This window comes from Pedobacter zeae (assembly GCF_014196715.1).
Lineage (GTDB): Bacteria > Bacteroidota > Bacteroidia > Sphingobacteriales > Sphingobacteriaceae > Pedobacter > Pedobacter zeae.
Window position 1 is genome coordinate 412,473 of sequence record NZ_JACIEF010000002.1, and the last position, 19,626, is coordinate 432,098.

The following is a 19,626-nucleotide window of genomic DNA, read 5'->3' on the forward strand; positions in this document are numbered from 1 at the left end:
AACCAATCAGATAAGAACGGGAAACTTATATGAACTTACAAGAAATTCAGGCCGAAATGGCCACAAACACAGCTCTTAAAACCGAGTTGCTTGGTGCTTTAGAGAGTGATTTAATTACCCATGCGAAAGCAAAGGGGATTATTGTTCGTACTGCAGATGAGGAAGCCGCTCATTTGAAGAATTACGAAAAAGAGAAATTAGATCCGCGCATTAGCGAAATCTATACAGGCATCGACAAAGATGTTTTGGAAGCCTCAGGCATTGAAAGACAGCCACAAGAAAAGACTTACGCGTATGTGAAACGCGTTGCGGCTTCTTTACTCGGTGAGAAAAAAGACCTCGAGAAAAAGCTTTCTGATGCTATGGCTGGCAAAGGTGATGAGCTTACAAAAGCAGAACTCAACACATTAAAAACTTCTTTGGCCGAAAAGGAACAGGCTTTAAAGGACCTGCAGGAAAACTCAAAGAAAGAAACCTTCACCTTAAAAGTTGGTTTTGGCATCGATCGTTTCTTGGCTGGCCAAAAAATTTATGTGCCTGCTCATGTGCCAGAAGATAAGAAAAAGGCTTACATAGAGGCGCGCATCAATGCCATTAAAACGGATTTCCTTAACACATTTAAACCAGAGGAAACCGATAAAGGCATTGTTTTTAAAGATGCATCTGGAACTATCCAAATGAATGCTGCGAAAGCAGCCCCTAAAACCGAAGCTGAACTGATTGCTGAGCGTTATGAGTTCGATTTTGAGCAGGAAGGAGGTTCAGGAGGCGGCGCCGGATCTGGTGGTAAAGGAGGCAAAGTTGATGATGCAGTTTTACTTGCCGAAGTAAAGGACAAACAAAGCCTTTACGAATATTTAGCCAAAAAAGGACTCATTACGGGAAGTGAGGCCTGGAAAAAAGAATACGAGGAGGTTTCAAAAAAATTGAACATCCAATAACAAAATTTAAAAACTCAAAATTAAAAATTAATGCAACTAAGGGACTGTTGCCGATTTCTTAACCCTTTTATTTAAAAAAAACAATGAGTACAGCAGCAACAGTCTTTCAAGACGCAATTATGCAAGTGTCCAAAAAATTTACTTACAACAAATTTGAGGGCAGAATGTCACGCTATAGCGTGTTACAGGCATTTTTGGATAATGCAGGTATGATGTTACCTGAATCAACTATCCAAAAACTTAGAACTGCAGCAGTTCGAACAACCAAAATCCCAGTGTTAAACGCTTATGAGGCAACGCTAATCAGTCAGCGTTCTTGTACAATTACGCCGGACGAACCAACCTCAGCATTCAAAACAATGTCGTGGGCTACTATTGGTTTTTCTGTTGGTATCACGCCATCGGATAGTGCAAATAACTACATTGATGCAGAAACTAATTTAGCATGGCAATTTGAGCAAGGTTGGAGATCTGTTTATTCACAGCTGGATAGCTTAGGTTACCAAACCTTAGAAACCAACAAAACAGGTGTTTTCCCATCGCCATTGTATGCAAATGCAAATGGTGCGTATCAAGTGCCTTTCACACAAAAGCAGGATTTTTATAAAAATCTACCTGCCGTCATGCTAAGGCACGACTTTGACGGCCGTATTGTTGATATCGCAAACACTGAGGCAATGATCGATCCGGTTTATTTAGCGGCTCAGGGTGGTCAAAACGGCCAAAACCTGCAATATCAGGTAGGTAACATTGATTTCTATCGTTCAAACCGGGTGTTAACCGGGGCGGATGTTTTAGAAACTCATTATAATATGCCTGAAGGAGCAATTGGTATTTACAACTGGAATGATTGGGAGTCGCAAAATAAAGTGACCGTTCATCTTGGTAAGGGATGGGATTTGATCAGCGATCCGCGCTATGGTTTAACCTGGGGTGTTTTCTACGAAAACGATTGTCAGGACGGTAAATTCGTTAAGAAATGGAACATCATCACCGATGTATCGTTCTTAACTGCTTATTCAAGTAATACCGATAGAGCAATCATAAAATCAGAAATCCTTAAGCCAGTAGTTGAGGCATAAGATATTTTTTTTCATGGTTTAGTTGTGGCGCTGGCCGTATTTATATGGTCAGCGTTTTTAAAAAGTTTAATCCTTAAAATCAATAAAATGAAAACATTATTATCATTAACACTCGGGCTTTTACTTAGCATATCATTGTGTTATGCTCAAACGCCTAACTCCTTAAAAGACATGCTTTCTTCGCCAACTCACGCGGCTACCGATACTGTTACCAATGCTGGTGTTAAATATCAAATTGCTGCAGTGCAAGGCTTTCAGGATGTTGTAACAATTCAAACGGTGATCACTAAGATATCTGGAACGGTTGCCGGAACGGTGATTATCCAGGGCAGTTTAGACGGCGTGAATTATACTACTATCGGTACTGATTCATTTACCGCTACAGATGTGGCTTCGCAATCGAAGAGCTGGTCCGTTAATCCATCAACATTTGCATATTACCGGGTTAGCTATACAGGAGCCGGAACAATGTCAGCCAAGATCAATAGTAAGCTGTTATTTAGAAAACGATCTTAGTTTGCCATACATAAGAGAGGAAGGCCCCGCCCGAAAGGATTCGGGGCTTTTTTGTTAACCACTAACCATAGAATAAAATGCATATTCATCAAAGTAAATTTACCCACGGCGATATCGTTTACCTTAAAACGGATCCTGAACAGCTTCAAAGAATCGTAACCCGATTATTCTTCAATCCAGGTATTGTGCTTTATGAATTAAGCTGCGGTACAGATGTTTCAACTCATTATGAAATTGAGATGACTACCGAAATTGATGTTAACCTACAGCTTGGCATCCAGGCTAAAAAACTAAGCTAATGTATAATTCTGCCAAAATAAAAGAATGTCTTGCCGGTATTGTCGGCATAAGCCAGGTTTACGGTACTCAATATCCTACCTTAGATCCAAAGCTCACAACTGGGTTTATGTTTGATCTTCATGAAGTGCATCCGTTGATTGAAATGGAAAACTTAGTGAGTTCTTATCGTAGCGCCAAGCAGCTTGGTTATTTGCAGTGGGATATTACAAAAACTTATTCTGCAAAAACGCGTGTATTAAAAGTTTCTACTGCTTACGAAAGCTTAACGGATAACAATACAGGTAACGATCCGGCCATTGATACTGATAACTGGAAAGTTATTGATGTACTTAGTGAACAGTTACTTTTAAGCATAGATTCCAGTATTGATAAACTGGTGCAGTCAGTTTTTATTCAAAAGAAGATTAATTCGCTGGTAAAAACTATTGTCGATGACTTCCGGCTTTATGATGGACGGGGCGATATGACGAATAAAAACGCAAATGTAGGCCGATTTGTTGGATTCAAAATGATGCTTCACCAGGGGCAGGATTTGGTGGTTAATTTGCCGCGTATTTCCTTTCAATTTGATACTGAATGCCCGGATCTGAAGCTTTACCTCTATAATACTTCACAATCCGAGTTTGTGAAGGTTATTCCTATCAACTATAATCAGCGTGGTGTGGTCAAATGGTTTGATTTAAACGATGAAAACGCCATATCATTAGGAGCTTTTGCCGATGGTGATTATATCATTGGTTATTATGAAGAAGATCTTGCACCTGGTGCCCAAAGTATAAAAAAAGAAACCAACCTTGTAGATCCTAAGCTTTGCGGTTCGTGCAATGGTGCAGATTACAAGCTTTTTGCCACCAGATCGAATTACCTGGATCTACAGCCTTTCTATGTAGATAATGCAAACCTTGCAGGAACTGATCTTTGGAATGAAGCGCATGAGGTGTACGTCGAAAAGAACAACTTTGGAATGAATATTCAATTTAGCGTTAACTGCGACCTTTCAGACTTTATCTGCAGGAATAAAATAGTATTCGCCGAAGCGCTTTCTTTGCAAGCTGCGGCCGATATCCTTAAACATATGCAATTTTCAAGCCTTGATAATCAACAGTTGCTTAAGCTTAAAAGCAATATCAACTATGCGTTGAATGGCAGTAAGGAGAATTACAATATTGGGCTATACAAAGAGCTTAGCAAGGCAATTGATGCACTCGACTTTGATCTTTCAAATTTAAACAGTATTTGTCTCCCATGCAATGAAAGGCCACAATTAGGAAGGAGGGTAATGTAATGGCAACAACAGCAACCAGGACAAGTACCGGAACATCAAACTTTGATATTTCTAAAGACTTGCGAAGGATTTTTTCGGAAAGGTTGCGTGCCATCGGTTACAATGAGATTTTAAAAGAATCAATTAAGCAACATGAGGCCGAAATAGCTGATCTCAATACCGAGCAGATGAATAAGGGTATTAAAGGTGATGGTACAGAGATAGGCGAATATGCAAATATTGCATACAAAGGCCGATTAAAGCCTGTCGATCTTTATGATACCGGTAGTTTTCATGAAAAGGTTTATGTTGAGCTTTATGATAACGCAATGGAGATGAACAGCAAGGACAGCAAAACCGAAAAGTTAATCAAAAAATATGGCGAAGGCATTTTGGATCTGACGGATGAAAACGTGAGAAATACGGCCGAGATTGTTAAATCTACTATGATTGAAAAAGTAAGACAAAAACTATGACTTATTCAAACCCAAATATTCTTGAGATCCCAAATCCTACAGGATTGGATGTTGCTGTTGTTGAACTTCAAAAGGCTATCGCAGAGATTCCATACATAGAAAGATCGTTCGGCCGGGCAATGATCTTTAAAGAAAATATCAATGGCAATGTGGTAACCTTGCCAAAGGTTTACCAGGGCGAAAAGGAATATTATAATCCGCTTCCAAACGGGAACTTTATTGCTTCAACTTTTATTTTAGCCACTGGACCTGAAGAGTGCGAAGATTTCAGTCAATTTGAGGACAATTTTTTTACCCGAAAGGTTGCGCTCGTTTTTTGGGGAAATCTAAGGCAAATCGATCCAGCTAAAGATTACATATTCCTTGAAGAAATAAAGAATGATGTCTTGAATGCAATCCGGTACTGCAAGGGTTTTAAATCATATGACAGCTACATCGATGAAAAATATAGTGAGGTATTCAAGGAGTTTACAAGCTACATCAGCAGCCAAAGCCGCGATACGTCGAATACTGAGATTGACACACAATACTTAATGTACCCTTATTCGGGGTTTAGAATGAACTTAACCTTAACCTACACACAACCATGTTAAACTACGTTATTTTACTTAGCCTTTTTACAATGTTTATTTTGTTGCTTGCTGAAAAATGGAATTATTTTGAAAAATTTAGGATTTGGTTTAAGCTTGAGCCCTGCTTATTCTGCCATATTTTTTGGATCGGGTTCCTATTATCTGCTATCGCATTTTTTCCTTTAGAGGTGAAATTGTGGAAAGCATTGGTAATGCTCCCATGTTCAACTGCTTTAACGTACCTTATATACAGTCGACTCTCATGAAAACAGTAACTATAAACGAAACAGATATTGTTTTTTACAATTCTATCAAAGAAATGCCTGAGTGGAAATGGCAACTACTGCAGTCGATTCTAATGCAAAAGGAATATATTGGCTCAACCATGGCCGATGTTTCTAAACATCACCAAAAGTTTGACTTGTTTCTTAATTCAAAAATGTATGATGAACTTTTGGAAGAAAGAATAAATCTTACATTCTGTTTTAATGCCATGATTAATAACATCAGCATAAAAAGTAAAGCGCTTGTTTGCCTGGTACATTTAATCAATGGTGAAAAGGTAGATATTTCTTCCGATGATAATATAGAAGAGGTATACCAGCAACTTTTACACACCGATATCAGTACGGAATCAGTAGATCTTCTTTTAGAGGAATTAAAAAAAAAATTATTGGGGAACTGAAATTCTACTTTCCTAATACAGTTCAGGACGATATCAATTTTTATGAAAACCTGCGAAACCTTAAGATACTTGAAATCGAACAAGCAATTGAGCCGACGGAGGAAAGGAAAGGGCGAATTAAGAATGTTGAGCGGTATTTTATAAATGAAATGAAACCGGTTAGGTTCAGAATTGAGAACGGAACCAATGTAATTATCGAAAATGAAAAGAAATTCGAAAAGCTATGTGCATCATTGAGCGAAGCCGGAATGCAAGACGCCAGAAACCTTAGCATGTACGATTTTCGAATAAGAATGGAATATTTTGAAGATAAGGCCGAAAACTTAAAACAGAAAAAAAATGCAGATTAACAGATTCAACTTTATAAGATGGTATTCTAACCAGGTAATGGATGCTACTATCAACATACCCCGTTTGCCACAACGTCAAAATAAGTGCTACATGCCTGTTATTGCTATTGACGAACAGTTTTCTTTTTACATTAACTGCGATATCGCTTTTTCGGATGCAGACTTTACCAATTTAAGGCTTGATCTGGTTGGTCAATCACGAAGTTACACCAACGTTTCTACACTTATAAAAGATACTTTGCCAAATAGCGGAGGTTACAATATTTTTTGCAATGGCACTTTAACCGGGGTAGTTCCCGGCCAATATCAATTCGTTATAAGCAATACAGTTGCCAACACGATCAAGTGCGTCAGCAATATTGTTAATGTAATGACTTCAGCTGCGGCACATGATATCACCGTATCTGTTTTGTACAGGAATTCAAGAAGTCGGAGTAAATTCAGGTATTCTGAAAATCCTACCTTTCAGAATAAAATCCGTTTGCATATTGGTTTGGTTGATTGGACAGGAGAAGGCAACTTAGATCAGTACCGGGAAGTAAGTACTGGCACGCTTCGAAATGAAAAACTCGAGCTTGATAGAAAGATTAAAATCAACACTTACTTCTTCGATGATGGCGCCCACGAGGCAATGACTGAGTTAGGGGTATGTGATAGTATTATTATAAATGGTGTGCTTTATCGAGCTAAAGGCATTTATAACCCTGGGATCCGGGAAGTTTCAAACGTGAGCAAAGGAGAGATTGAGCTTTACGATGTAGCATTTAGCCAGATTAATAAGTATGGTACTATAAGTTAAATTGCTTATTTTTGATTTAATGTCTAAAAAGAAAAAAGCATATATTCCTACCAATGATTTGATGGCTGATGCTTTCGAGCTACTCTCTAAATCTGATAAATTTATTGTTATTGGTCAATATACCGATGAAGAGGGTAGGATTGTAAGCGAAATAAAGCACCAAACCAACGGAACACTAGATACAGCTCTTTATTTAAGAGATTGGAGCGAGTTATTAATGGAAAAAGCCGACCATCAAGATCAGCTTCGTAATATTTTAGATGAAAATGGTATTGACGGATTATAGATACTTTGTTCTAAATATTTCGGCAATTAACATAGATGTTTTATTGTCAAGCTTTAGTTCTTGTATTAAATAGTCAATATATCGTGATCTACCTTCTAACTGTTTTGTAAATCTCAGCGTAAAGTCCAAGCAGCATATAAATATGGCTGCTTTAGAATCCGATGATAAATATCCTATAGCTAGTTTTGTTGGCTCATGTATTCCGAAAGAAGACTGAATAGAAAAAAAACGTTTTATAGCAACAGAAGTATCAATTCCTTTTAGTATATTCTTTTTCTTAGAAAGCATAACTATATCACTAAGTTCAGATTGCCTCCATGTTGGATTAAAATTCAAACAAGTATATAATATAAACAAAAAAGCTTCTCCTTCTGAACGAAATGTAGAGTCATTAAGTACTCTTATTTCATTATCTTCACGTAAAAGATCTTCTATAAGTCCCATTATTACGGTATTGTAACTGAAACTGTGGCAGGATTTCCGGATGCTTTACCTATATTTTCGTTATAATTTTTAACTATTCCAACTTCATAGGTGCCGGTTTTTGTCCCTCCATTTTGACTAGCTGTTAATGTTACCGTTTCACCAGATTTCAGTTCATATTCCTTGTCAAATCGCGATGTTGTATGAGTAATTCTTTCGGTAGATCTGTCAGAAATTTGAATTGTTATTATAGCGCCGTTAGCAGCTACATTTGCATATAAATTAATATGGTTCACTGATTCCTTTTTGCATCCTAACAATCCAATTGTTAATAATGCGAGCATTAATATTTTGTTTTTCATTTTATAAAAGTGAAAATAAAATCCTATATAATCAAATTACGATAAGTAAAGATTAAATGCTTACTTTTGAGTTCCAGCTACGGGACTGCTGATTAATCACTCAAAATCACAGTCCATGGCAATTTCATATAAAGAACTCTTCGATTTTGACGGCTTAGACGCCGCATTTAAAGAACTCGAGCAATCTGAAGATCATTTTTCTAAGGCTGTTATCGATGATTTAAAGCGAATTCAAAAGCAGTCGGCGGTAACAAAGTCAGAATTACAAAAGCTTGCAGATGCTTTAAAGGGCATTAATGTTACAAATGATGGTGGCCGAAATAGGTTGACTCAATTAGCTGCGGATGCAGAGACAGCCGCCAAAGCCTATGTTGACCAAAACAATGCGATTGCTGCCAATAACAGGATGTTGGAAGCAAATAGGGCTGAAATTCAAAGGCTCAAGAATGAGATCAATGCCTTGAAAGCCGCTCGTCAACAAAGTAATTCAGCTGAGCAACAGGCTAGAACAGCATATCAGCAAAACAGAGCTGAAACAGAGCGATTACGTGGAGCTACACAGCAAGTAAGGCTTGAAATTAACCAACTTACACTTGCAAATCGTCAGGCTAGGAGTGCAGTTGTTGCCGCTGCTGGCTCATATCGTGAGGCACAGCAGCGATTAACAGCCCTTGGGAATTCTATTAAAAACGCCGAGAATGGGTTTAAAAATACTACTCCTGAAATAAAGGCCCAAATTAAAGAGTATAATGCATTAAATGAAGCCCTCAAGAAATTCGATGCTCAAATGGGCAATCATCAGCGTAATGTTGGAAATTATAAAGGAGCTCTTAAAAGTGTTACCCAAGATTTATTAAGCTTTACATCTTCGTACTTGTCAGCAGGAGCTGCTTTGCAATACGTATTTACTCAAACTTTGGCGTTTCAAAATATTAAAACTCCTCTAACCTATATAATTGGATCTGAAGGAGAGGCAAACAATAAACTTGCTGAACTTAAACAATTAGCGAATGATTTGGGGGTTCAATATTTTGTTATAGCCAGATCATATAAAAGTTTTACAGCAGCAGCCAGGGCATCAAACTTTGATCTAGCCGAATCGGAAAGAATTTTTAAGGCCATAACCCGTTCAGCAGCAGTATTCCATCTTACGAGCGATCAACTTGAAGGGTCTTTGCTAGCTATTCAGCAAATGATATCCAAGGGGAATGTTCAAGCTGAAGAGCTGAGAGGACAATTATCTGAACGCCTACCTGGCGCATTTGCGTTGGCCGCCAAAGCTATGGGGGTAACTGAAAAGGAGCTTAATAACATGCTCAAAACAGGCCAGGTTGTAGCCTCAGACATGTTACCGAAGTTAGCCAGGCAACTTGAAAAAGAATATGGCTACAAGGCCGCCGGCGGAATTAAAGGACTAAACTCAGAATTAGAGCAACTTAAAACAGCAACGCAATCTTTTGCTGGTGAAGGAAGCTTTTTAGATCAAAATCTTTTTCAGCCTATTATAAGAGGAGCCAGGCTTGTAATCAATGAGCTTAACCAAATGACTCGTGGTAGCTTTTGGGAGAATATTAGATACATGTTTACTATTGATAATAGAAGTTTAGAAAATCAAAGAAAAGTTTATGACTTAAGGGATTTAAGAAAGAATAATGAAAATGCTCAGTCTGAAGCTGAAAAATATTCTACCGAAGGCAAATCCGTAGGAGACTTAAGAACTAAGTATCAACAGCTTACCGAAACAATGCGGCTTGCAGTTAAAGCTCAGAATGATTTTAAATTAGGGGTAGCCAACGGGACTTTAAGAGAAACAAATGATGCTACCGTTGCAAAATACACTGCTATCGCAAATGGAATAATTGAACAGAGAAAGAGGATTGGATTGGCATTAGCGCAAGCAAAGCAACAACAAATATCAGACACTAAAGAGGTTGCGGATTCTGAACTTAACTCGATAGATGCTATCCGTAAAAGAATATCTGAGTTAAGCAAAATGGATGGTAGCGCTATTGAAGGAAGTCCTATTTTCAACCGCATTAAGGCCTTAAAGCTTAGATTGAAAGAGCTTGGTGATGCAGCAAAAGATGCTCAAAAGCATATTAAAGATGCTATTGAATTACTTGAAGATCAAAAAAAATCAATTGAAAGATCTTTGCAGTTAGATGCCATAAAGGGTAAAAAGTTCGGTGAGCTATTTAAGCCATCTGATGAATCTTTGAAAAGGCTTTATGAGGTTAATAGACAATTAAAAATTGCTAATGATCTTCAGGAATATCTAAAAGATTGGAGTAGAGGTTTGGTTCTGCCAGATTCTGCTCAAAAAGCATCCGAGTCTTTGCTTACTCCTGTAACGCAAACAGCTCAGGTAACTACAAAAGTTAACAGTAAAGTTGCCGGGGTATTTACCGAAGAGGAAGCTGAAAAGATGAAGCGGCTTATAAAAGAAACTCAACACGAGATTGTAAATCTTATTCAAGACAGTTTTGAATCGGTAACATCCGTAATAGGTGACCAATGGGCTGAAATGTTCCGATCGATGACGGACAGCTTACATAGTTTTGTAGATAATGGAACAATCAGTTTTAAAGATTTCGCGAACATTGCTAATGGAATTGCGTCAGGAATATCAGGGACATTCAAGGCAGCTTCCGAGGCGAGGATATCAGTTTTAGAGTCTGAAAAAGATCGAGAAGTACAGGCTGTAGGTGATAATGCAAACGCTAAAGCAGCAATAGAGGAAAAATATAATTCAAAAATAAGAACTGAGAGAAGAAAACAAGCCAAGATTGATAAAGAGATGGCGTTACTTAGCATTGCCATAAACACAGCGGCTGCTATTGTTGGTGCTCTTGCTCCTCCTCCTATTGGATTAGGGCCAATATTAGGTATTCCTTTTTCTATCGCTGCGGGTGCGGTTGGACTGGTTCAGGCGGCCTTAGTGTTGGCTAAACCAATTCCTCAATTCTATACAGGTACAGAGAATGCCCCTGAAGGTCTTGCCGAGGTTGCTGAACGTGGACGTGAGCTTCAGATTAACCCTGATGGGTCAAAAGAGCTTATTACACAAAGGCAGGTTAGGCATCTAAAACGTGGTACTAAAATCAAAAATAACTATGATACTGAAAAATGGCTAAGCGCCAACAGGCTTTTTGTAGATCGTGAAGGAAATCTAACCTCATTAAGCAACACTTCAGAACTAAGTAATAACATGGCTAAAATGGATAATTACCACTATGTAACCATGCAGGGCAATCAGCAGCCATTCGACTATGATAGATTAATTGAAGGATTAGGAAAGGAAATTGAAAAAATGCCTTTTGATCAATATTTCTGGGATGAAAATGGTTTTGGAAAATTTAAGGTCGAACAAAATACACGAATTAAAGACTTAAACGCAAGAAATAGTTGGGGGTAAAATATGCAAAACTTATATGAAGTAGTCGATCAGTTTCGATTAACAACATCAACAGGGACCTATATTATTAGAGAGCCTATAGGATGGGATAAAGTTAATTTTGTATTGAAACGGGATTCAATTTATCATGGTGTTGATTTTGAATTTTCAGACGGATCTGTTCAATTGTCATTTTCTGAAGTTTCTGGAATTAGCTATATCCTTTCGGATCTTAACAAATTCGGTAATGATGCAAACATTATTTTGCAGTTCGGTCCGCTCATCGAAAATGTTTTCCGGGCTGATTATGAAGGTTATCTTGATTTAAATTCTCCATACCGCAAAACATATAATTCGCTTGACTGCAATGTTAAACGTAAAACTTTGGATGATAAAATTCAAACTAGGTTCGAAACGCCTGTAACACTTACAAGTCAAAAAACAATAGACGGCACCCTGATGACGGAAATGGCCAGTATTGTTTTACCGTTGCATAGTAAGGCGATTATTGAAAAGTTTATATTAAACGAAGAAACTCCTAATCAACCCTACGAAATGGAGTTTCCAAGGGATGAGCAACGCGAATACTTTTTTCAGGCCGATTTTACCAGTGCCACAACAAACGAAATCGATACTGCTGGTACTAATGCCTTCGGGGTATTCAAGGCAAATCCAGTTGAAAATGATAAGTGGGACTGGAATCTTAAATCAAACGGCAGGTTTACAATTGATATCCAGCTAAAAACAAGGTTAAGTGTTTACTTAAGGCCAAAAAAAGGTGTTGGAAGGCCTGGACGTATTTTATCATGGGATTACCAATGGTTTTTGGTTCATGATAATGGCGGCATAATCACCAGATATAGTGTTGGTGACAGGATATCTGGTTACACAGAAGATCACGACTTATGGATAGAGTGGAGCGGATCACGAAATACCTTCAAAGATGGGTTGCCATACTTAGACCTCGTTGTGGGCGATAAGCTTTATTTGTATGGTAGATTCTCTTATGATGGAGATAGAAACTGGTCATCTGACAAAATAGGCACCCACATGCTCAAGCAGATAGTAAAGATGGAAGGCAGGACCGAATCAAAGCCGTCTACCACCGAAGCTTACCTTATTCATGAGGTAGGAGATAGGATTGTTAAAAGCATATCGGATAATAAAGGCTATATCAAAAGCAATTTACTTGGCCGTCCTGACATTGGTTATTCTGCTATGGGCCAAAGTGCTAAGATGGCTGTTACTGGCGGTTACCAGATTCGTAATTTCTCAAAGGAAAAAAGGCCTGTTATAGTAAGTCTAAAAGATTTCATTGAAAGCCTTAACGCAATGAGGTGCATCGGTGCCGCCTATGAAATGGATTCTGAAGGTAATTATTATTACAGGATTGAAAGATTTGATTATTTCTACCGGGATGTGGAGATCATGACAATAACCAATTCGGTAAGGGATTATTACGAGGAAATGGATCTTGATTTTGTATTCAATGAGGTTGAGATAGGATATAATAAATATCCTGAAGATGAGGTAACGACTTTGGATGAGTTCAATACCAAACATTCTTATATCACGCCAATAGCCTCCTACAAAAAGAAGTTAAGCCAGCTTTCTAAGTTTATCGCTTCAGGATATGCTATTGAACTTACCAGGCGTAAAAAGTTCGCTGATACTGAAATGGATTCATGGAAATATGACGAGGACAACTTTGTAATTACCCTTAACCAAAGCGGATCTGATTGGGTTCCTGAAAAGGATGAGTCGTTTGTTTCGCCTATTACCGGGGTTATAAGTCCGGAAACTTCTTATAATATACGCCTAAGCCCTAAAAGGATGCTGCAGGCATGGGCAAAGCTTTTAAACACTGGACTTGTTTTTAAAAAGAGTTTTGAACTCGTTAAGAATACATTTTTCAGTAAAAACGGTGATTTGACCACTCAATTTAATGCTGGTGAAACTTCCAATATTGGAGATCCTGATAAGCTTTTGACAACTGAAAAGGCAGATGTAATGCTTGGCGAGCTGGATCGTTTTGACCGCATATTTGCACCGGAAAAAATAACGTTTAAAGCCGCTCTAAGCATTGAAGAAATAACCGATATAAAACGGTGCCTGCAAAACCTGGACACAACCGGAAGGAATTATGGATATATCCGGGTTAGAGACAACGAAGGTAGTTACCATGCAGGTTATCCAATTAGCATTCAGTATAATCCAGTATCTGAAATGACTACTTTGGTTTTACGAAAAAAATATGCAATTTTGGGTGACCAGTTCGACTGTACAGCATACAGCGACTGGAACTTTTCACAATTTGAGGCCGCTACGGGACTGTCGCCTGAAATCGAACAATGTAAGTTCAATGATTTCAATTAAAGATGGCAGTCAGAAAAATAGAAAGTAGCGACACCCTCGAGCTAGGCTTTAGAGGCAAGTACAACGAAACCATTGAGGAAATTGTCGTTTCCGGTGTTCTGACATCGGCCGGAAAACTGCGTCTTATCAGGTTCAATGGTAACGGTTATTTCGAAATTGATCTTACTGGTCCTTTTTACACCAAAACACAGATAGATGAATTATTCGATAACGTAGGTAATTCAATCCCCAATGCATCCGAATCACAAAGAGGCATTATTCAAATTGCTACAATGGATGAAGTGGATGCTGGTGAAGATGACCAAAAGGCAATTACGCCTTTAAAAGCTGCTGATAGTACACTATTCCCATTTAAAGGCGAATGGATTGCCCCCGTTGATGATGCCATTTATAGGAAGGATTCTGTTGTAATTTACGGTGCCGGGATTTACCTGGCCTTATCCGATAATAATGTTACGCCTGATTCAGACTCTTCCAAGTGGCGTAGGATTGGGGGTAATGATCCGAGGCCGTCCATTCCTGTTTCAGCAACTGCCCAAATGCTTATCAATAATTGGCAGACTGATACATTGCCAGCCTCTAGTAAAACCTATGCCGAGGTATTTGGCAACACAATATTTAAAGCTTTAGTAGTTGGCGAAGATGATACGGGATTTCATGTTCCATTCGAGGCGAATGTAAAATATACTACTGATCCCGGAAACGGAAACATAAATCAAGTACTCATCGAAAACATCCTGTATTCAGGAGAATTAACCTTCATTTAAAATGAAAAAGTTACTATCAATTTTACTACTCTTTATAAGCTTTGGAGCGATTGCCCAAACTTACGACACATTGCCTACGGGTTCAAAGCCTTACGGCAATCAGCTGTACATTACTCCTGATGGAAATATCATTGCCGGAACCGGTTCAGCCAAATTCCGTGTGATCGGGACTAAAAAATACGTTGATTCCCTTTTGGCTTTAAAGGCTCCAATATCAGGAAGTACTAATTATATCCAAAACAACAACACCGGAACACCTCAAAGCGCCAGCTTCAATATTAACGGAATCGGCAGATTTGATAGCCCTACCGCTACCACGTTACTTGCTCCTGGCCTTGGAAGTTTCTCAAATGAAGCAGGTGTTACTACAATTAACGGAGGAAATGTTAATGTAGGTATTGAGCTTTTAACTCCTGATCTGGCTACTACAGACAGCACTAGCAAAGCTGCCAATACTAAGTTTGTTAAGCAGTTTACGCAAAATAGCAAGAAATATATTAACGCCAAAAGTGGTAGAAACCCAATATATGATATTTACAAAAAAAACTATTGGGGAAGCCTAACTGATTTTGATAAAACGGGGTCATATACGGTTGCTTCCGGTAAAATTGTAGTTCCAGCATCTGAAACTGGTTATTTATCTTTAAAGAAGCCCGATCTAACGGAAATAAGCACTGTGTCTTTTGTGTATAAGGCTACAAATGGCGTCAAAGGAATATCTCCATCAATAGGTTTTAAAAGTTTAAACCCGGCGGCTGACGGAAGTAATTATGTATTTTTTCAGGAGAGCGGCGTTAACGCTGGTAAAATAGGTGCTTATGCTAGTTTCGACGGTTCGACAACATACAGTAGCGAAGCATTGTCTTATAATGCCGGCGACATAATGAAAATTACTATGTCATCTTTGGGAGCATTAAACTACCTGATAACTGTTAAAGACAGTACGCAAAACACATCAATAAGCTACACGATTAAATTAAGCTACGCACATATGGCTGTGCAACAACCGTTCGGACATAACACATCTGTTATGTCTATAAAAGGAAATAACAGTGCTGGAGCATACGAAATATTTGAAATAGCCTACAGCACAACAGAGGTTTACAATTATCCTTTGCTCATTGGAGATAGCATTGTCAACGGTAATTCAGCTGGCACTTCGTTTAACAGATTTGGTTACTTAATCAATGCCCAAATAAGTGCCGGTGGAGGCGACAGAAGTGAGGAAGTTGTAAAAAAAATCCCTTCTATCATAGATTTCAGGCCAAGCCATGTATATATCTTGATAGGCACGAATGATTCGGATGTTTCAGTTTGGCTGCAAAACTTATATATTATATCTGATAGTTTGTCGAAGTATTCAATACCAGTAACCTTCATAGCTCCACCCCCTAACAATACAAGGAGTATGTTGCCGTTTCTCAATGCATTAAAAGCAAATTTTCCTTCAAATTATATTGATGCTTACACTCCATTATTGGGTACAGGAACCAATTTAAATGCATCCTATGACAGCGGGGATGGAACGCATATTAATGCGACCGGTAACTTAAGGATTGCACAGTTAATAGGGTACATAAACACGCAGAATGTGTTTGGCCAAACGACCGTTGGAGACAACTCAGATCTAACACCAGGGGACACAAGGTATTCGTACAATTTACAAGCTAGAAAAAGTGTTGGCATAATTAATTCACCTTATTCTACTCTATCAAGCTTGACAGAGTTTGAGCCGACCGCAAACACTACCTTCCCATTGTATGGTATTAGCAGCTCTGTATATAAAAAGGGAAGCAATTCAGCAAATATACTGTCCGGGGTAAACTCGGGTATAGTCAATTCAGGATCAGGTTCCATAACTGATATGAATGGGTTATCATCAATTGTGGTAAATAGTGACGGGTCAATAGGTAATGCGTTTTCATTGAGGCTATATAGCCCGATAATTTCAGGCGGTACAATTAATAATGGTGGAGGAATAAAAATTGACAGGCAGGCATATCCGGGTATAACGAATCCTTACGCTATCTATCAAGAAAGCACATTAGATAAAAATTACTTTGGCGGTGAATCAAGGTTTGATGGAAATTCCTTACACTACAAAACTATAGCTACTTTCGCTAATACAGGACTTCCTTACGTTTATATCGGAGGCGACATGCCTTACGCAAGGATAGGAGCATATAATGCATCTAGCGGAATAGAAAACCTATCATTGCAAGATTTGGGTGGTAAACTATTTATAGGTGCATCAGGTGAAAACGGCAGTAACGCAACTGTACAGATAAATGGGTCGCTTAATATTAATAATTTATCTGGTACGGGAGATAGATCTATTGTTGCAGATCCTACAGGTATTCTTAAAACTTCTGCATCAGTTCCAAATTCTACTAAATGGAATAGTCAAAGCATTAGCGTGGTAAGCCCTTCACCCGGCGATTTAGTGACCTATAACGGGACTAATTGGATTAATAAAGCAATTACAACAACGGCTCCATTAAATTGGAACAACACTACATCAACTCTAAGCATAAACGGGGTTGCTTATACAAACGGTAATTCGACAACCGGAACCATGCTCATTGGAACTACGAACGCGCAAGATGTTAAGGTTATAAGAAACGGTGTTGAAATGATGCAGGTTACCAATACGGTTAATTTCCCCTTTGGGTTAAGCAGCACAACAGTAACCGCTAATGCATTAAGTTTAGCACAAAAAGGAATTGCTGCAAACACTAATTACACTGTCTTAGAAACCGACTATACTGTTTTAGTTCAAGGCGGAACCGTTAATGCTACTATTACCCTTCCAAATTCAGACATAGGAAAGATATATGTCGTTAAGCGGGTAAATGGCGGCACAAATACTATAACGATTTCGGCCTCAGCAATTGATGGTGTATCAACAAAAGATTTAACTGTTGATCAGTCAGGATATGTTTTACAAAGCGCCGGCGCTGGACAATATTACATTATAGGTAAGTTTTAATTCTAAATAGTATGAAAATCGAATCATATACATTGAATATTATTTTATCACTAATAACAGGAGGTACATTCAGTGCCTTGATTTTATGGTTATCAAACAGGGGTAAGATAAAAGCGGAAACTGAAAATGTTATTGGTAAAACTTATGGCGATTTAATTGATGATCTACGCGCGCAGGTTAAATACCAGGGTGAGCAGATTAAGGCTTCTCAGGAACGGGAAATACAATGCCTGAAAATTATTAATGGCCATCAGGAAACCGAAAGAGAGCTGAGAAAACAAATAGCAGCGCTGGAGGATAAATTATCATTACGAATTACCAAAATAGAACAGGAGAATCAATAATGGCAATTTTAGGAAAAAGAAGTGTACAGAATTTAATTGGCGTTCATCCTGATCTGGTAAGTCTTATAAAAGCAGCTATAGTAAATACTCCATTTGATTTTACAGTAGTTGAGGGAGTAAGAACCCAGGCAAGGCAAATGATGCTGTACGCACAAGGGAGAACAGCAAAAGGAAGTATTGTAACATTTGCAGATGGTGTAAAAAACAAATCAAATCACCAGGTGAAATCTGATGGTTTCGGCCATGCTGTTGACCTATACCCATTTATTAAAGGGAAAGTTGATTTTAATGATTCTGTTAAGTTAAAATCAATAGCTGATCACATTAAAAAAGTAGCGAAAGAATTAAATATTGGTATAACCTGGGGCGGAGATTGGAAAAAACCATACGATCCACCTCATTTTCAATTAAAATAATATGGAAAAATTACAACAACTATTACTGGGAACTGTTGATGTGCCTACGTATTGCGCAGCATTTGTATTTGCGCTAATTGGGGCCTTAATAAGCTTAAGGCTTAAGGCGACTAACAGAGATAAGCTAAGCGATTCTACTCCTTATGCTTTCTCGTGGAAGTTTTTAATACAAGATAACTTCCTGCAATTAATTACCGGTATCTGCCTCACTTTTCTGGCATTCAGGTTTTGCAACGAGCTGTTAGGTAAGGAGCTCACTATGTGGCTTGCAGTACTAATCGGGGCACTAAACAATGAGGTGGCGGGATTATTTGAGAAAATACAAAACAAAGCACGGGAAACATTTAAATAAATTCAATATGTCAACAGAAAAGAAAACTTGGCTGGGTAGGGTGTTTGCCAGCATTGCAGCATTATTCATGAACAATTATGAATCCTGGCTTAAAAAGCTTTGGAAAAACATTGCAGAAGAATTAAAACCTGACTTGATTAATATCGTTCAGATTATAGAGCGCGTAAAATCTTTTGTGGATGGTCCCGGTATTGATTTAATTACGGCCGCTATACCTGGTGAGGTAGATGATAAGGCCGTGGCTTGGTTAAGATCAATATTGCACAATTTACTTGCTGAATTGGATCTTACTGATAAACCAACATCCGAACTCACCAAAGTAGATAAGCAGTCTTTGGCCACCAGGTTTACAGAGGAAGTTACGGGATTGCCATTTGATCAGGCATCAACAACTATCAAAACTGCATACTGGAATGTGGTAAAATTAGTAAATTAGCCTACCGCAAAATGCCAACACAATAGAGCCTTTCAGAAATGAGAGGCTTTTTCTTTTACGACAGGTTGTGAAGATTATTTGCGATTACTAAAAATATTAGTAAACTTTGCATTATGAATGGTGGTTATGAGTTTCGTGTACCTAAGCCAAGGTTTTCAAGCATCGGGCATGTTATTTCCGAAGCCAGGGAAAACTATTGCTGGATCTTTAATAAAGAATCCTTGCGGTGGTGGACACCAGATGAGTTTTATGATGAATTTCACGAAAAAGATCAAAACAGCGTTAAGATGCTCAATTTTTTAACTCAAATATCTATTCGTGATCCCAGAAATGGCATAACTGCAGCTTTCAAACAACTTTCTGATATGGAAATTAAACACAGCGAAGAAAAGAAAGTGTTAATCAATAAAATAGAGGATTTCAATAAAAAAGTAATTACCTATTACCAGGAAATGGCTAAACCAAAACTTAGAAAGCAAAACTAATCTTAACATTT

Annotated in this window: 22 protein-coding genes; 20 read left to right on the forward strand and 2 right to left on the reverse strand. The window is 38.2% G+C overall.

Going from position 1 to position 19,626, the window contains the following annotated elements:
- The first annotated feature begins 29 nt into the window (after positions 1-29).
- From GGQ60_RS08255 to GGQ60_RS08305, 11 genes are all read left to right on the forward strand, one after another.
- Positions 30-941 carry a hypothetical protein gene (locus tag GGQ60_RS08255; RefSeq protein WP_183762227.1) on the forward strand — a complete coding sequence of 304 codons (912 nt, stop codon included), beginning with the start codon at positions 30-32 and terminating at the stop codon, positions 939-941.
- An 83-nt stretch (positions 942-1,024) separates the two neighbouring features.
- Positions 1,025-2,023, forward strand: coding sequence for a hypothetical protein (locus tag GGQ60_RS08260; protein ID WP_183762229.1), 999 nt, complete (start codon positions 1,025-1,027; stop codon positions 2,021-2,023).
- Positions 2,024-2,110: 87 nt separating this feature from the next.
- A complete protein-coding gene (locus tag GGQ60_RS08265; RefSeq protein WP_183762231.1) occupies positions 2,111-2,539 on the forward strand; it encodes a hypothetical protein in 429 nt (142 codons plus the stop codon).
- A gap of 77 nt (positions 2,540-2,616) precedes the next feature.
- Complete coding sequence (locus tag GGQ60_RS08270) at positions 2,617-2,838, forward strand: hypothetical protein (protein WP_183762233.1); 222 nt, start codon at positions 2,617-2,619, stop codon at positions 2,836-2,838.
- The gene (locus tag GGQ60_RS08275; protein ID WP_183762235.1) at positions 2,838-4,124 is read left to right on the forward strand and encodes a hypothetical protein; all 1,287 of its coding nucleotides are present in this window, start codon (positions 2,838-2,840) and stop codon (positions 4,122-4,124) included. Before GGQ60_RS08270 ends, GGQ60_RS08275 begins: the two co-directional genes overlap by 1 nt.
- A complete protein-coding gene (locus GGQ60_RS08280) occupies positions 4,124-4,579 on the forward strand; it encodes a hypothetical protein (RefSeq protein ID WP_183762237.1) in 456 nt (151 codons plus the stop codon). Before GGQ60_RS08275 ends, GGQ60_RS08280 begins: the two co-directional genes overlap by 1 nt.
- Positions 4,576-5,172 carry a hypothetical protein gene (locus GGQ60_RS08285; RefSeq protein ID WP_183762239.1) on the forward strand — a complete coding sequence of 199 codons (597 nt, stop codon included), beginning with the start codon at positions 4,576-4,578 and terminating at the stop codon, positions 5,170-5,172. Before GGQ60_RS08280 ends, GGQ60_RS08285 begins: the two co-directional genes overlap by 4 nt.
- Before the next feature lie 241 nt (positions 5,173-5,413).
- Positions 5,414-5,836, forward strand: a complete 423-nt coding sequence (locus GGQ60_RS08290) for a hypothetical protein (protein WP_183762242.1) — start codon at positions 5,414-5,416, stop codon at positions 5,834-5,836.
- A gap of 149 nt (positions 5,837-5,985) precedes the next feature.
- Complete coding sequence (locus tag GGQ60_RS08295) at positions 5,986-6,186, forward strand: hypothetical protein (RefSeq protein ID WP_183762246.1); 201 nt, start codon at positions 5,986-5,988, stop codon at positions 6,184-6,186.
- Positions 6,176-6,985 (forward strand): hypothetical protein, encoded by an 810-nt coding sequence (locus tag GGQ60_RS08300; protein WP_183762249.1) that lies wholly within the window; start codon positions 6,176-6,178, stop codon positions 6,983-6,985. Before GGQ60_RS08295 ends, GGQ60_RS08300 begins: the two co-directional genes overlap by 11 nt.
- Before the next feature lie 19 nt (positions 6,986-7,004).
- A complete protein-coding gene (locus tag GGQ60_RS08305; RefSeq protein WP_183762252.1) occupies positions 7,005-7,271 on the forward strand; it encodes a hypothetical protein in 267 nt (88 codons plus the stop codon).
- Here GGQ60_RS08305 and GGQ60_RS08310 read toward each other — a convergent pair.
- Entirely contained in the window at positions 7,266-7,715 is a 450-nt protein-coding gene (locus GGQ60_RS08310; RefSeq protein WP_183762255.1) for a hypothetical protein, read from the reverse strand. The two genes, GGQ60_RS08305 and GGQ60_RS08310, sit on opposite strands and share 6 nt — an antisense overlap.
- Before the next feature lie 2 nt (positions 7,716-7,717).
- A complete protein-coding gene (locus GGQ60_RS08315) occupies positions 7,718-8,056 on the reverse strand; it encodes a hypothetical protein (RefSeq protein WP_183762258.1) in 339 nt (112 codons plus the stop codon).
- A 115-nt stretch (positions 8,057-8,171) separates the two neighbouring features.
- On the opposite strand from GGQ60_RS08315, the gene GGQ60_RS08320 reads away from it, so the two are divergent.
- From GGQ60_RS08320 to GGQ60_RS08360, 9 genes are all read left to right on the forward strand, one after another.
- On the forward strand, positions 8,172-11,471 hold the full coding sequence (locus GGQ60_RS08320; protein ID WP_183762263.1) for a tape measure protein: 3,300 nt from the start codon (positions 8,172-8,174) through the stop codon (positions 11,469-11,471).
- 363 nt (positions 11,472-11,834) lie between these two features.
- On the forward strand, positions 11,835-13,826 hold the full coding sequence (locus GGQ60_RS08325) for a hypothetical protein (RefSeq protein ID WP_183762266.1): 1,992 nt from the start codon (positions 11,835-11,837) through the stop codon (positions 13,824-13,826).
- Between the two features lie 2 nt (positions 13,827-13,828).
- Entirely contained in the window at positions 13,829-14,593 is a 765-nt protein-coding gene (locus GGQ60_RS08330; protein ID WP_183762270.1) for a hypothetical protein, read from the forward strand.
- Between the two features lies 1 nt (position 14,594).
- Entirely contained in the window at positions 14,595-17,582 is a 2,988-nt protein-coding gene (locus GGQ60_RS08335; RefSeq protein WP_183762273.1) for a hypothetical protein, read from the forward strand.
- A gap of 11 nt (positions 17,583-17,593) precedes the next feature.
- A complete protein-coding gene (locus GGQ60_RS08340) occupies positions 17,594-17,926 on the forward strand; it encodes a hypothetical protein (RefSeq protein ID WP_183762276.1) in 333 nt (110 codons plus the stop codon).
- A complete protein-coding gene (locus GGQ60_RS08345; protein ID WP_183762279.1) occupies positions 17,926-18,342 on the forward strand; it encodes a M15 family metallopeptidase in 417 nt (138 codons plus the stop codon). Before GGQ60_RS08340 ends, GGQ60_RS08345 begins: the two co-directional genes overlap by 1 nt.
- Position 18,343: 1 nt before the next feature.
- Positions 18,344-18,694 carry a hypothetical protein gene (locus GGQ60_RS08350; RefSeq protein WP_183762282.1) on the forward strand — a complete coding sequence of 117 codons (351 nt, stop codon included), beginning with the start codon at positions 18,344-18,346 and terminating at the stop codon, positions 18,692-18,694.
- Between the two features lie 7 nt (positions 18,695-18,701).
- Positions 18,702-19,130, forward strand: coding sequence for a hypothetical protein (locus GGQ60_RS08355; protein ID WP_183762285.1), 429 nt, complete (start codon positions 18,702-18,704; stop codon positions 19,128-19,130).
- Between the two features lie 113 nt (positions 19,131-19,243).
- The gene (locus GGQ60_RS08360) at positions 19,244-19,615 is read left to right on the forward strand and encodes a hypothetical protein (RefSeq protein WP_183762288.1); all 372 of its coding nucleotides are present in this window, start codon (positions 19,244-19,246) and stop codon (positions 19,613-19,615) included.
- Positions 19,616-19,626: the final 11 nt, after the last annotated feature.

Excerpts from the sequence above, each read along its gene's own strand:
- GGQ60_RS08350 (WP_183762282.1), top strand. The coding sequence starts at position 18,344 with ATGGAAAAATTACAACAACTATTACTGGGAACTGTTGATGTGCCTACG.
- GGQ60_RS08305 (WP_183762252.1), top strand. The coding sequence starts at position 7,005 with ATGTCTAAAAAGAAAAAAGCATATATTCCTACCAATGATTTGATGGCT.
- GGQ60_RS08280 (WP_183762237.1), top strand. The coding sequence starts at position 4,124 with ATGGCAACAACAGCAACCAGGACAAGTACCGGAACATCAAACTTTGAT.
- GGQ60_RS08340 (WP_183762276.1), top strand. The coding sequence starts at position 17,594 with ATGAAAATCGAATCATATACATTGAATATTATTTTATCACTAATAACA.
- GGQ60_RS08320 (WP_183762263.1), top strand. The coding sequence starts at position 8,172 with ATGGCAATTTCATATAAAGAACTCTTCGATTTTGACGGCTTAGACGCC.
- GGQ60_RS08285 (WP_183762239.1), top strand. The coding sequence starts at position 4,576 with ATGACTTATTCAAACCCAAATATTCTTGAGATCCCAAATCCTACAGGA.
- GGQ60_RS08295 (WP_183762246.1), top strand. The coding sequence starts at position 5,986 with ATGAAACCGGTTAGGTTCAGAATTGAGAACGGAACCAATGTAATTATC.
- GGQ60_RS08290 (WP_183762242.1), top strand. The coding sequence starts at position 5,414 with ATGAAAACAGTAACTATAAACGAAACAGATATTGTTTTTTACAATTCT.
- GGQ60_RS08345 (WP_183762279.1), top strand. The coding sequence starts at position 17,926 with ATGGCAATTTTAGGAAAAAGAAGTGTACAGAATTTAATTGGCGTTCAT.
- GGQ60_RS08355 (WP_183762285.1), top strand. The coding sequence starts at position 18,702 with ATGTCAACAGAAAAGAAAACTTGGCTGGGTAGGGTGTTTGCCAGCATT.
- GGQ60_RS08260 (WP_183762229.1), top strand. The coding sequence starts at position 1,025 with ATGAGTACAGCAGCAACAGTCTTTCAAGACGCAATTATGCAAGTGTCC.
- GGQ60_RS08335 (WP_183762273.1), top strand. The coding sequence starts at position 14,595 with ATGAAAAAGTTACTATCAATTTTACTACTCTTTATAAGCTTTGGAGCG.
- GGQ60_RS08330 (WP_183762270.1), top strand. The coding sequence starts at position 13,829 with ATGGCAGTCAGAAAAATAGAAAGTAGCGACACCCTCGAGCTAGGCTTT.
- GGQ60_RS08255 (WP_183762227.1), top strand. The coding sequence starts at position 30 with ATGAACTTACAAGAAATTCAGGCCGAAATGGCCACAAACACAGCTCTT.
- GGQ60_RS08265 (WP_183762231.1), top strand. The coding sequence starts at position 2,111 with ATGAAAACATTATTATCATTAACACTCGGGCTTTTACTTAGCATATCA.
- GGQ60_RS08275 (WP_183762235.1), top strand. The coding sequence starts at position 2,838 with ATGTATAATTCTGCCAAAATAAAAGAATGTCTTGCCGGTATTGTCGGC.
- GGQ60_RS08315 (WP_183762258.1), bottom strand. The coding sequence starts at position 8,056 with ATGAAAAACAAAATATTAATGCTCGCATTATTAACAATTGGATTGTTA.
- GGQ60_RS08270 (WP_183762233.1), top strand. The coding sequence starts at position 2,617 with ATGCATATTCATCAAAGTAAATTTACCCACGGCGATATCGTTTACCTT.
- GGQ60_RS08300 (WP_183762249.1), top strand. The coding sequence starts at position 6,176 with ATGCAGATTAACAGATTCAACTTTATAAGATGGTATTCTAACCAGGTA.
- GGQ60_RS08360 (WP_183762288.1), top strand. The coding sequence starts at position 19,244 with ATGAATGGTGGTTATGAGTTTCGTGTACCTAAGCCAAGGTTTTCAAGC.
- GGQ60_RS08310 (WP_183762255.1), bottom strand. The coding sequence starts at position 7,715 with ATGGGACTTATAGAAGATCTTTTACGTGAAGATAATGAAATAAGAGTA.